Source organism: Salmonella sp. SJTUF15570, from assembly GCF_043357055.1.
Lineage (GTDB): Bacteria > Pseudomonadota > Gammaproteobacteria > Enterobacterales > Enterobacteriaceae > Salmonella > Salmonella enterica.
In genome coordinates, this window is sequence record NZ_JBEUKJ010000005.1 from 444,174 (window position 1) to 457,320 (window position 13,147).

At 50.6% G+C, this 13,147-nt stretch carries 11 protein-coding genes; 3 read left to right on the forward strand and 8 right to left on the reverse strand.

Going from position 1 to position 13,147, the window contains the following annotated elements; genetic code table 11:
• Positions 1-21 precede the first annotated feature (21 nt).
• A complete protein-coding gene (locus tag ABVN44_RS13185; protein ID WP_001531561.1) occupies positions 22-195 on the reverse strand; it encodes a YciY family protein in 174 nt (57 codons plus the stop codon).
• Between the two features lie 142 nt (positions 196-337).
• Here ABVN44_RS13185 and cls point away from each other — a divergent pair, with 142 nt between their 5' ends.
• Positions 338-1,798: a cardiolipin synthase gene (gene cls / locus ABVN44_RS13190; RefSeq protein ID WP_000206886.1), complete on the forward strand. Its 1,461-nt coding sequence runs from the start codon at positions 338-340 to the stop codon at positions 1,796-1,798.
• A gap of 33 nt (positions 1,799-1,831) precedes the next feature.
• Positions 1,832-2,161, forward strand: a complete 330-nt coding sequence (locus ABVN44_RS13195; protein ID WP_000425070.1) for an HI1450 family dsDNA-mimic protein — start codon at positions 1,832-1,834, stop codon at positions 2,159-2,161.
• 47 nt (positions 2,162-2,208) lie between these two features.
• Here ABVN44_RS13195 and ABVN44_RS13200 read toward each other — a convergent pair whose 3' ends face one another.
• The 7 genes from ABVN44_RS13200 to ABVN44_RS13230 all read right to left on the reverse strand — a co-directional run bounded on the left by ABVN44_RS13200 (position 2,209) and on the right by ABVN44_RS13230 (position 10,121).
• Positions 2,209-3,045 (reverse strand): ion transporter, encoded by an 837-nt coding sequence (locus ABVN44_RS13200; protein WP_000059074.1) that lies wholly within the window; start codon positions 3,043-3,045, stop codon positions 2,209-2,211.
• Positions 3,046-3,092: 47 nt separating this feature from the next.
• Positions 3,093-4,097 (reverse strand): murein tripeptide/oligopeptide ABC transporter ATP-binding protein OppF, encoded by a 1,005-nt coding sequence (gene oppF / locus ABVN44_RS13205; protein ID WP_000994698.1) that lies wholly within the window; start codon positions 4,095-4,097, stop codon positions 3,093-3,095.
• Positions 4,094-5,101: an ABC transporter ATP-binding protein gene (locus tag ABVN44_RS13210; protein ID WP_000058857.1), complete on the reverse strand. Its 1,008-nt coding sequence runs from the start codon at positions 5,099-5,101 to the stop codon at positions 4,094-4,096. The genes oppF and ABVN44_RS13210 overlap by 4 nt, the downstream gene beginning before the upstream one ends.
• Positions 5,102-5,112: 11 nt before the next feature.
• Positions 5,113-6,021 carry an oligopeptide ABC transporter permease OppC gene (gene oppC, locus ABVN44_RS13215; protein WP_000979653.1) on the reverse strand — a complete coding sequence of 303 codons (909 nt, stop codon included), beginning with the start codon at positions 6,019-6,021 and terminating at the stop codon, positions 5,113-5,115.
• A 14-nt stretch (positions 6,022-6,035) separates the two neighbouring features.
• The gene (oppB, locus tag ABVN44_RS13220) at positions 6,036-6,956 is read right to left on the reverse strand and encodes an oligopeptide ABC transporter permease OppB (RefSeq protein WP_000911097.1); all 921 of its coding nucleotides are present in this window, start codon (positions 6,954-6,956) and stop codon (positions 6,036-6,038) included.
• A gap of 122 nt (positions 6,957-7,078) precedes the next feature.
• Positions 7,079-8,710, reverse strand: a complete 1,632-nt coding sequence (gene oppA / locus ABVN44_RS13225) for an oligopeptide ABC transporter substrate-binding protein OppA (RefSeq protein WP_001748232.1) — start codon at positions 8,708-8,710, stop codon at positions 7,079-7,081.
• A 763-nt stretch (positions 8,711-9,473) separates the two neighbouring features.
• Positions 9,474-10,121, reverse strand: a complete 648-nt coding sequence (locus tag ABVN44_RS13230) for a YchE family NAAT transporter (RefSeq protein ID WP_000615840.1) — start codon at positions 10,119-10,121, stop codon at positions 9,474-9,476.
• A gap of 476 nt (positions 10,122-10,597) precedes the next feature.
• Here ABVN44_RS13230 and adhE point away from each other — a divergent pair.
• Positions 10,598-13,147 (forward strand): bifunctional acetaldehyde-CoA/alcohol dehydrogenase (gene adhE, locus ABVN44_RS13235; protein WP_393942354.1); only part of this gene is annotated, 2,550 nt, incomplete at its 3' end.

Sequence of the window (13,147 nt, forward strand, 5' to 3'; positions counted from 1 at the left end):
GCATACGGTGCCCTTTCTGGCTCACACACCGTGAATCGCAAAGAGTAATGAATTACGCTGACGATTAAAGATGCATTTCCTGATGGTATGGATACGCATATTACGGCGTGATTGCCCTTCAAGCCAACGCGCTTTACGGCGGCTCGCCTGACGTAGCATTCGCCAGCGCCCCACTTCCGTTCTACTACGCTTCATGTTTACGACTCTCACTGTAACAGAAGCGCCATTATACCCCCTCGCCGGATGCAGACCAGCGCTTTTCCCGTGTTTTTATTTGCCATGTGAATCCTGACGCGTAAACTCTTAACAACACGCTTTCTAAAGGATTTTTAAAGTTATGACAACCTTCTACACCGTGGTGAGTTGGCTGGTCATTTTGGGATACTGGGTTCTCATTGCCGGCGTCACATTACGTATTCTAATGAAACGGCGCGCAGTTCCCTCCGCAATGGCCTGGTTGTTAATCATCTATATCCTTCCGCTGGTCGGGATCATCGCCTATTTGTCCGTGGGCGAATTGCATTTAGGCAAACGTCGCGCCGAGCGTGCCCGCGCCATGTGGCCGTCTACCGCCAAATGGTTGAATGACCTCAAAGCCTGCAAACACATTTTCGCGCAAGAAAACAGTAGCGTCGCATCGTCCTTGTTTAAGCTGTGCGAACGACGTCAGGGGATTGCGGGCGTCAAAGGCAACCAGTTGCAATTGCTTACCGACTCCGATGATGTCATGCAGGCGCTTATTCGCGATATCCAACTGGCGCGGCATAATATCGAAATGGTGTTTTACATCTGGCAGCCAGGCGGCATGGCGGATCAGGTCGCTGAATCGCTAATGGCCGCCGCCCGCCGCGGCATCCATTGCCGGCTTATGCTGGACTCCGCGGGTAGCGTCGCTTTCTTCCGCAGCCCCTGGGCGGCCATGATGCGTAACGCTGGCATTGAAGTCGTAGAGGCGCTGAAGGTGAATCTGATGCGCGTCTTTTTACGCCGTATGGATCTTCGCCAGCACCGTAAAATGGTGATGATTGACAATTACATTGCCTATACCGGCAGTATGAATATGGTGGACCCGCGTTTTTTCAAACAGGATGCCGGCGTTGGGCAATGGGTCGATTTGATGGCGCGGATGGAGGGCCCCGTGGCGACAGCAATGGGGATTGTTTACTCCTGCGATTGGGAAATCGAGACGGGTAAACGCATTCTGCCTCCCCCGCCGGACGTGAATATTATGCCGTTTGAGCAGGCCAGCGGGCATACCATTCATACCATTGCTTCCGGTCCTGGTTTTCCGGAAGATCTCATTCACCAGGCACTATTAACCGCCACCTATGCTGCGCGCGAATATTTAATTATGACCACGCCATATTTCGTCCCCAGCGACGATCTGCTGCACGCCATTTGTACCGCTGCGCAGCGCGGCGTGGATGTCAGTATTATCCTGCCCCGTAAAAATGATTCACTGCTCGTCGGCTGGGCCAGTCGCGCCTTTTTCAGCGAGTTACTGGCGGCGGGCGTGAAAATCTATCAGTTCGAAGGCGGGCTGTTACATACCAAAAGCGTGCTGGTCGATGGCGAACTGAGCCTGGTCGGTACCGTGAATCTCGACATGCGTAGCCTGTGGCTTAATTTCGAGATTACGCTGGTCATTGATGATACGGGTTTCGGCGCCGATCTGGCTGCGGTACAGGACGATTATATTTCGCGCTCCCGCCTGTTAGATGCGCGTTTGTGGGTAAAACGTCCGTTATGGCAGCGTATTACCGAGCGATTGTTTTACTTCTTTAGTCCATTGCTGTAAAACGTGACCAACATGAGTAAACAGGTAGTCACTATGGAAATGGATCTGAACAATCGCCTGACTGAAGACGAAACGCTTGAGCAGGCTTACGATATTTTTCTTGAGCTGGCGGCGGATAATCTTGATCCGGCTGATATCATTCTGTTCAATTTGCAATTCGAGGAGCGCGGCGGCGCGGAGTTGTTTGATCCCGCTGAAGACTGGCAAGAGCACGTCGATTTTGACCTGAATCCAGACTTTTTTGCCGAGGTGGTAATTGGCCTGGCGGATACCGAAGACGGCGAAATTAACGACATTTTCGCCCGCGTTCTGCTGTGCCGGGAAAAGGACCACAAGCTGTGCCATATTCTCTGGCGCGAATAAGCGGTTCAGGCCGGATGGCGTCTGATTGCGCCCTCCGGCAAGCCTGTTTAATCCGGTAGCTTACTGCCGCATCGGTTACAATATTGCGCGCTATGTTCATGCTGGCTTTGCTGGCACTGCGGACATTTTCGCTGCCAGTGACGTTTTTGAAACGCGCTGCTCATGTGCGTGGTAATCAGTCCTGTAGGAATCGCAATCACCGAATAGCCAATCAAAATAAGCACCGACGCGACAATACGTCCCAGCGGCGTATGCGGCGTAATATCACCGTACCCCACGGTTGTGACTGTCACTATCGCCCAATACACCGAGGCATTAAGCGTCGTGAAGCCATATTTCGGTCCTTCAATAAGATACATCAGGGCACCGAAAATAATCATCACGATCGCAATAAATGAATAGAACAGAATAAGCTGATGACGCGCGCTAATAATGGCGCTCCAGAATACGCGCAGGGATGGCATAAAGCGTAGCAGTTTAAGAATACGCAGCACGCGAATCGCTCGCATAGCACGCCAGGCAAACATATAGTTCAGGCTAATTTCCGGCCACAGCCACATGACGTACAGCGGCAAAATCGTCACCAGATCAATAAATCCCCAGAAACTAAAAACGTATTTTGCCGGTTCGGGCCAGCTAAACAGTCTGAGCAAGTATTCACCGGTAAATATCAGGGTAACGCAGAGCTCCAGCCAGACAAAAATATGCCATTCATCAAATGTCAGGTGATATTCCGTTCCTACGCCTGATTCAACAAAAATGACCAGTACGCTAAGCAGCGCAAACAGCGCGCATAACCCTTCAAAACGGCGACCTGAGCGCGTAGTCAAATCGAACAGATTATGATAAAGACGACGGCGAACCGACGACAAAGAAAGTGACACGGTAACCTCACCTAAAAGAAGGGCTGACGAATTGTCAGCCCTTGCGATTATAACGGGTCTACTTTAAGGCAGGAAACGGCATGGCGAAAACTTCCTTCCAGCACCGGTCGCGTTTGCGCGCATTCTGGCCCGGCTAGCGGACAGCGTGTACGGAACACGCAGCCGGAAGGCGGGTTAATGGGCGAAGGTAATTCGCCCTCCAGCAATTGTATCTTCTTATTTCGCTCCAGATCGGGATCGGGAATCGGTACCGCCGACATCAGCGCTTTGGTATAAGGATGCAGTGGATTATGGTACACCTCATCATAGGTGCCCAATTCTACTGCATGACCGAGATACATCACCAGGACACGATCGGATATGTGCTTTACGACCGCCAGGTCGTGCGCAATAAAAATCAACGACAGCCCCATCTCTCGCTGTAACTGCTGGAGCAAATTCACCACCTGCGCCTGAATAGAAACGTCCAGCGCCGACACCGGCTCATCGCAAATAATGAGCTTAGGTTCCAGGATCAATGCCCGGGCGATACCGATGCGCTGGCACTGCCCCCCGGAAAATTCATGGGGATAACGGTTGATGAGATTCGGCAGCAGCCCCACTTTCAGCATCATGGCTTTCACGCGGTCACGCACGTCCTGGCGCGAAAGTTTAGGATGATAAGTGCGCAGCGGTTCCGCGATAATTTCGCCAATCGTCATTCGCGGGTTGAGTGACGCCAGCGGGTCCTGGAAAATCATCTGGATATCGCTGCGCACCTCGCGCCACTCATCCGCTTTCATGCCCAACAGATCTTTTCCCAGCCAGGCGACTTTACCGTCTGTCGCCTTCACCAGACCAATAATGGCGCGCGCAAACGTCGACTTGCCGCAGCCGGATTCGCCCACCACGCCCAGCGTTTCGCCTTCATACAGGCGTAGCGTAACGCCGTCCACCGCTTTCAGAGTTTTCGGCGGTTGCCAGAACCACTGCTTCCCTTCTTTGATATCAAAATGTACTTTCAGATCGGCGATTTCGAGGAGAACTTTACGTTGTTCAATCACAGCATTCATAGCAGTTCCTCCACCGGTTTAAAACAGGCGCGCAAGCGACCAGGACTGAACGCTTCAAGTGGCGGCGCATTATTGCAGATCTCCATCGCATGAGGACAACGCGGCTGGAACGGACACCCTTTAGGCAAACGCAATAAATTGGGAGGATTGCCCGGAATCGTCAGCATTTCCGCCCCCTCGCTATCCAGACGCGGCACCGCATTAAGCAGGCCTATCGAATACGGATGGACGGGCTGATAAAAAACATCGCGCGCCTTACCGTATTCCATGGTACGCCCGGCATACATTACCAGGACCTTATCGCAAATACCCGCGACCACGCCCAGATCGTGGGTAATCATGATAATGGCGGTATTAAATTCGCGCTTTAGCTCATTAAGCAAGGTCATAATCTGCGCCTGCACGGTAACATCAAGCGCGGTGGTAGGCTCATCGGCAATAAGCAGTTTCGGCCTGCACAACAGCGCCATCGCAATCATCACACGTTGACGCATTCCGCCGGAAAATTCGTGCGGGTACATTTTCATCCGTTTGCGCGCTTCCGGCATTTTTACGGCATCCAGCATTCTGACGGACTCTTCAAAAGCTTCCGCTTTGCTCATCCCTTTATGCAGCATCAGGACTTCCATTAACTGCTCCCCAACGCGCATATAAGGATTTAGCGAGGTCATCGGGTCCTGAAAAATCATCGAAATCTGTTCTGCGCGCAGCGTATTCAGTTCGCGCTCAGGTAGATTAAGAATTTCACGTCCGTTGAAGGTCGCAGAACCGCCGATTCGACCATTCGTCGCCAGCAGTCCCATTAATGCGAACGCCGTTTGCGATTTCCCCGATCCAGACTCACCAACAATACCTAACGTTTCTCCAGCGCGAAGCGTAAAGTTCAGATCGTTGACCGCCGTCACATCGCCATCAGGCGTAGCGAACGTAACACGAAGATCGTTTACCTCCAGCAGTACATTCGCCGGTTGCGGCGCCTGAGTTGCGGTTTCTGATAAGCTCATGGCTGTACTCCTTAACGATCTTTCGGGTCGAGGGCATCACGCAGGCCATCGCCAATAAAGTTAAAACAGAATAACGTCACCACGAGAAAGCCAGCCGGAAACAGCAGCAGCCACGGTGAGACTTCCATTGAATTTGCGCCATCGCTCAACAACGCTCCCCAACTGCTTAACGGTTCCTGCGTCCCAAGCCCCAGGAAACTGAGGAAAGACTCAAACAGAATCATGCTGGGCACCAGCAACGATGCATACACTACCACTACGCCCAGGACGTTAGGCACAATATGGCGGATCACAATGCTGGCGGTCGACACACCTCCCACCTGCGCGGCTTCGATGAACTCTTTACGTTTAAGACTTAGGGTTTGGCCACGCACGATACGCGCCATATCAAGCCAGGAGACCATGCCGATGGCGACGAAAATCAACAGAATGTTCTGCCCAAAAAACGTCACCAGCAAAATCACAAAGAACATAAACGGGAATGAGTTGAGGATCTCCAACAACCGCATCATCACAGAATCAATTTTGCCGCCCAGATAGCCGGACAGCGAGCCATACAGCGTTCCGACAATGACCGCCACCAGCGCGGCGGCAATCCCGACCATTAATGAGATACGCCCGCCGATGGCAACGCGCACCAACAGATCGCGCCCGGAAGAGTCAGTGCCGAAATAGTGGCCGGACGCCATATCCGGCGCGCTGGACATCATGCCCCAGTCGGTATCGAAATAGGTAAATTGCGACAGCATAGGCGCTACTGTCACGAATAGGGCTATCAGAAACAGGACAATAAGACTGGCCACCGCCGCACGGTTATGCATAAAGCGCCGACGGGCATCTTGCCAAAGGCTGCGACCTTCCACCTCCAGCTTTTCACTGAAATTTTCCAGCGTCTCGCTGTTTTTCTTACTTAACATCATCGCGAGCTCCAGTATCAATAGCGAATTTTCGGGTCGATAACGGCATAGAGCACATCGACAATGGCGTTAAACAATATGGTCAGCGCCCCGACTAAAATGGTCAAACTTAACACCAGCGAGTAATCGCGGTTGAGCGCGCCATTAACGAAAAGCTGCCCAATGCCCGGTAAGCCATAAATAGTTTCAATCACCATTGAGCCGGTAATAATGCCGACAAAGGCTGGCCCCATATAGGATAAAACCGGCAGCAGCGCAGGTTTTAACGCATGGCGGAAGATGATTCTGCGCATCGGTAATCCTTTTGCCCGCGCGGTACGAATAAAGTTCGAATGCAGAACTTCAATCATTGAGCCGCGCGTAATACGAGCGATGCTGGCAATATAGGCCAGTGAAAGCGCGACCATCGGCAGGATCATAAATTTTAACGCCCCGCCGTTCCAGCCGCCGCCAGGCAACCATTGCAAGGTTATCGCAAAGACCATCACCAGTAGCGGCGCTACCACAAAACTGGGGATAACGACGCCGGTCATGGCAAATCCCATCACCGTATAATCCCATCGCGTATTTTGCTTTAGCGCGGCAATCACGCCAGCGCTGACACCAATAATGACCGCCAGCAAAAAAGCGGCGGCGCCAAGTTTCGCCGAAACGGGGAAGCTGGCGGCAACCAGATCGTTGACCGTGTAATCTTTGTATTTAAACGATGGTCCAAAATCGCCATGCGCCAGCTGCTTCAGGTAGCTGAAGTATTGCGTCATGATGGGATCGTTCAGATGATATTTTGCTTCAATATTGGCCAGCACTTCCGGCGGCAATGCGCGCTCGCCGGTAAAAGGGCTACCCGGCGCGAGGCGCATCATAAAGAAAGAGATGGTAATAAGAATAAACAGCGTCGGAATCGCTTCCAGACAGCGGCGTAAAATAAATTTCAACATTGCCCGTACCTTCTGGCCTGTGCCTTTACTTCCCGGACATGACAAACAGATCCGCCAGGGAAAGTTATAGTGCGATGAAAAAAGACACCATGGGACAACCGCAGTTGTCCCATGTCTTGCCATTAATGTTTGATAATATATAAGTTTTTCACATAAATATTATCCAGCGGGTCTTTACCGGTATACCCGCCCACCCAGGGTTTCACCAGGCGCGCGTTAACGTAGTAATACACCGGCACAATAGCCGAGTCTTTATCTAACTGCTGCTCCGCTTTAGCATAGAGTTCGCTGCGCTGCGTATCGTCCGCCACTTTCAGCGTGTCGGCAATCAGCTTATCAAACGCCGGGCTCTTATAATGCGCGGTGTTATTTGAACTGTCGGACAACATGGTATTCAGGAACGAGGTCGGTTCATTATAATCTGCGCACCACCCGGCTCTGGCGACATCAAAGGTGCCCTGATGACGGGTATCCAGGAAGGTTTTCCATTCCTGATTCTCCAGATTCACATTGACGCCCAGATTTTTCTTCCAGATAGACGCCACGGCAATGGCCAGTTTTTTATGTAGATCGGAGGTGTTATACAGCAGGTCGAATGTTAAGGGCTTATCCGCCGTAAAGCCGGCTTCAGCCAACAATTTCTTCGCTTCTTCATTACGCTTTTGCTGGGACCATTTGAACCACTCAGGCTCCACCAGTTTTGCGCCATCGGTATACGGCGGCGTGTAGCTATAAGCGGGTAAATCGCCCTGATTTTTAACCTTATTAACAATAATGTCGCGATCTAACGCCAGTTTCAGCGCGGTACGCACGCGGACATCGTTAAACGGCGCTTTTTGATTATTAATTTCGTAATAATAGGTACACAAATAAGGGTCTACGCGGACTTCATTCGGGATCTCTTTCTTCAGTTTCTGGAATAATTCGATCGGCATATTGTTATAAGTCATATCGATCTCGCCGCTGCGGTAGCGGTTCACATCCGTCACCTCCGAAGAGATAGGCAAATAAGTTACCTGATTGATGACGGTTTTGGCGTTATCCCAGTATTGCGGGTTACGCTCCAGCACGATACGTTCGTTCACCACCCAGTTTTTTAACTTATAAGCGCCGTTAGTGACAATATTGGCCGGTTGCGTCCATTTATCGCCAAATTTTTCGACCGCCGATTTCGGTACAGGCGACACTGAAGGGTGGACCAACAATTTGTAGAAATAAGGCACCGGCTCACTTAAGGTCACTTCAAAGGTGTGATCATCAAGCGCTTTTACCCCCAGATCGGTGGCGGTTTTTTTACCGGCGATAATGTCATCGATATTAGCGATATGACCGTATTGCAGATAGCTGGCGTACGGCGATGCCGTATTAGGATCGGCCAGGCGTTGCCAGCTATAAACGAAATCATGGGCGGTGACGGGCGTACCATCTGACCATTTCGCATTTTCACGTAGATGGAATGTCCAGACTTTAAAATCTTTATTTTCCCATTTTTCCGCGACGCCCGGTGAAGGATGCCCCTCGACATCACTAATTAATAAGCCTTCGAAGAGGTCACGGCTGACGTTCGATTCCGGCACGCCTTCAATTTTATGCGGGTCGAGAGACTGCACTTCTGATCCGTTATTACGTACCAACGTTTGCTTGTCGGCTAACTGAACGCCGGCGGGCACGTCTGCCGCAGTCGCGGCGCTGGCGGCGATGAGCGCAGTGAGTATTCCCGCTGCAATCAAACTTTTTTTCGTGATGTTAGACATTGTGTTTGTACTCCACTCATTATAATTACTGGTTTTTACCAGCCTGTTTAATCCCGTCAGGGTTCCTGTACAGCACTGGTGGTGTACTGCCAGGTCTGTCACTGCTTTTGCTATCACCGACTTTATTTATTCTGACGATTCGTTCGATCGCCTTTCGTCGATTCGGTATACGACGTACCCACCCACGTCGCATGTTATTTCTGACAACCATCTAAATGAAAATAGTTATCAACAATGTGAAATCTTCTGCAAAATGTTTGGCCGAAAAGTATCAAATGCGTTTCTGAACCGCCAATTCATTTTACAATTTTGTTAACCAATTCTCTTTTATGGAAAAATCCCTGCCCAAAAAAACAGTTAAACAATGTTAAAAATCTTTGATTTATTCTTTATAATCAATAAGTTGAAAGAAAAATATCTCTCTGTCGCATCGTAGGTTATGCCTGCGCCAGAAAACACACACAAATTTAACAAATGCTCATTATTTAGCACATTCATCTACGATGGAGCTGAAACAACTAATAACATTTCAATAATCCTTCATCAAGCCCCAGAGTATGGTGTGAATAAAATAACAGACCTACCGCTTCTCACGGTCTCAGTAATGTTGATAATAGTTTGATTAATAAAAATAAATAGCGTTAGATTATATTAGTATTTTTTATCATTTAAACGCTGAATGCTTATCAAAGTAAGAAGTGTTACGTGGGAATGTCACAAGGCGGCCCCTTAGGGCGCCGCCTGTAAATCAGCAGGTGGGAGTTTAGTTGAGCAAGCCGGGGAAAATGCCTTTTATTCCTGTGACAATAAATTCGATGCCGAGCGCCATTAACAACAACCCCATGATTCGGGTAATAACGTTGATACCGGTTTGCCCCAGCAAACGAACCAGCCACGGCGCCATACGGAACACGCCCCAGCAGCAAAGCGCAAAAAGCGCAATGGCAACTGAAAAACCAAGCAAATGCGCGATGCTGTGATAACGCGTCCCCCAGACGATAGTGGAGCTGATCGCCCCTGGCCCCGCCATTAACGGCAGCGCTAACGGCACAACGCCAATGCTCTCGCGTATGGCCGTCTCTGACTTTTCTTGCTTGTTTTGTTTATCTTCCCCCAGCTTCCCGCTGATCATCGACATTGCAATGGTGACAACCAGGATACCGCCCGCAATTCTGAACGAATCAATAGAAATACCAAACAGCTGCAGGATGCCATCGCCGAGGAATAAGGAACTCCACAAGATAATCGCGACCGACAGATTCGCGGTGAGGTTAGTTTTATTACGCGCCGTGGCCGTCTGGTAGCTGGTCATGCTGATGAAAACGGGAATAATCCCCACCGGGTTAACCAGCGCAAAGAGCCCGATAAAGAACTTAAAGTAAACAGGAAAATCAAAAAGCGGTTGAATCACGGTTAGCTCCGAAGCGTTAGCCGGATGAAGTCAATGTTCGTTAATGATCAAAACGCGCAGAAGATACGCCTTTTATTCGCATAGTTCACCTCTTATCTACACCTAATTTCATCCATTCATCGCTGTTATTTATATGTACTCGTTATGCTAATCCACTTACTCTTCATGACAACGATTTCTTAACAATTTACATAAAAGGCTAAAATGGCCTGCTGAAAGGTGTCAGCTTTGCGTAATCTTGATTTAGATCACACAATCGCTACTCAGAAGTGAGTAATCTTGCTTACGCCACCTGGACGTAACGCGTTAGAGTTAAATGATACTAACGCAGAAGCTCTTTTAGTAAATCAGAGCGAAACGGACGTTAAGTAACCACCTGAATTTCAGGCATTTATACAAAGTATCGTCGATCTGTCTATACTCACGTATCGCGCAGATGATTTACTAAAAAAGTTTAACATTATCAGGAGAGCATTATGGCTGTTACTAATGTCGCTGAACTTAACGCACTCGTAGAGCGTGTAAAAAAAGCCCAGCGTGAATATGCCAGTTTCACTCAAGAACAGGTCGACAAAATCTTCCGCGCCGCCGCTCTGGCTGCCGCTGATGCCCGCATTCCGCTGGCCAAAATGGCCGTCGCCGAATCCGGTATGGGTATCGTGGAAGACAAAGTGATTAAAAACCACTTCGCTTCTGAATATATTTACAATGCCTATAAAGATGAAAAAACCTGCGGCGTGCTGTCTGAAGACGACACCTTCGGGACCATCACCATTGCTGAACCTATCGGCATTATTTGCGGTATCGTTCCAACCACTAACCCGACCTCTACCGCGATCTTCAAATCGCTGATTAGCCTGAAGACCCGTAACGCCATCATCTTTTCTCCGCATCCGCGCGCTAAAGAGGCAACCAACAAAGCGGCAGACATCGTTCTGCAAGCGGCTATCGCTGCCGGCGCGCCGAAAGATCTGATTGGCTGGATCGATCAACCTTCCGTAGAACTGTCTAATGCGCTGATGCACCACCCGGATATTAACCTGATCCTCGCCACTGGCGGTCCAGGCATGGTTAAAGCTGCATACAGCTCCGGTAAACCGGCAATCGGCGTAGGCGCAGGTAACACCCCGGTTGTCATTGATGAAACCGCTGATATCAAACGCGCTGTGGCGTCTGTTCTGATGTCTAAAACCTTTGATAACGGCGTAATCTGTGCTTCTGAACAGTCTGTTGTCGTTGTTGATTCCGTCTATGATGCCGTTCGCGAACGTTTCGCCAGCCACGGCGGCTACATGCTGCAGGGCCAGGAGCTGAAAGCGGTTCAAAACGTTATCCTGAAAAATGGCGCTCTGAACGCAGCTATCGTCGGTCAGCCAGCCTACAAAATTGCTGAACTGGCAGGCTTCTCCGTACCAGAAACCACCAAGATTCTGATCGGTGAAGTTACGGTCGTTGACGAAAGCGAACCGTTCGCACACGAAAAACTGTCTCCGACTCTGGCGATGTATCGTGCGAAAGATTTCGAAGAAGCGGTAGAAAAAGCAGAAAAACTGGTCGCTATGGGCGGTATCGGTCACACCTCCTGCCTGTACACTGACCAGGATAACCAGCCAGAACGCGTTGCTTACTTCGGTCAGATGATGAAAACCGCGCGTATCCTGATCAACACCCCGGCCTCTCAGGGTGGTATCGGTGACCTGTACAACTTCAAACTCGCACCTTCCCTGACGTTGGGTTGTGGTTCCTGGGGTGGTAACTCCATCTCTGAAAACGTTGGTCCGAAACACCTGATCAACAAGAAAACCGTTGCTAAGCGAGCTGAAAACATGTTGTGGCACAAACTTCCGAAATCTATCTACTTCCGCCGTGGCTCTCTGCCCATCGCGCTGGATGAAGTGATTACTGATGGCCACAAACGTGCGCTCATCGTGACTGACCGCTTCCTGTTCAACAACGGCTACGCAGACCAGATCACCTCTGTGCTGAAAGCGGCTGGCGTTGAAACTGAAGTCTTCTTCGAAGTTGAAGCCGACCCGACGCTTTCCGTTGTTCGCAAAGGCGCTGAGCTGGCTAACTCCTTCAAACCAGACGTGATCATCGCGCTGGGCGGCGGTTCCCCGATGGACGCCGCGAAAATCATGTGGGTCATGTACGAACACCCGGAAACTCACTTCGAAGAACTGGCGCTGCGCTTTATGGACATCCGTAAACGTATCTACAAGTTCCCGAAAATGGGCGTGAAAGCGAAAATGATCGCCGTCACCACCACTTCCGGTACCGGTTCTGAAGTCACACCGTTTGCGGTTGTGACCGACGATGCAACCGGTCAGAAATATCCGCTGGCTGACTATGCCCTGACCCCGGATATGGCGATTGTCGATGCCAACCTGGTGATGGATATGCCGAAGTCCCTGTGTGCGTTCGGTGGTCTGGATGCGGTAACTCACGCCCTGGAAGCTTACGTTTCCGTACTGGCTTCTGAGTTCTCTGACGGTCAGGCTCTGCAGGCCCTGAAACTGCTGAAAGAAAACCTGCCGACGTCTTACCACGAAGGGTCTAGAAACCCGGTTGCGCGTGAACGTGTTCACAGTGCAGCGACTATCGCCGGTATCGCGTTTGCCAACGCCTTCCTCGGTGTATGTCACTCCATGGCGCACAAACTGGGCTCTCAGTTCCACATTCCGCACGGTCTGGCGAACGCCCTGCTGATTTGTAACGTTATCCGCTACAACGCGAATGACAACCCGACCAAGCAGACCGCTTTCAGCCAGTACGATCGTCCGCAGGCACGCCGTCGTTACGCTGAAATTGCTGACCACCTGGGCCTGAGCGCGCCGGGCGACCGTACCGCCGCTAAGATTGAAAAACTGCTGGCATGGCTGGAAAGCATTAAAGCTGAGCTGGGCATTCCTAAGTCTATCCGTGAAGCAGGCGTACAGGAAGCTGACTTCCTGGCACACGTTGACAAACTGTCTGAAGATGCCTTCGATGACCAGTGCACCGGCGCTAACCCGCGTTATCCGCTG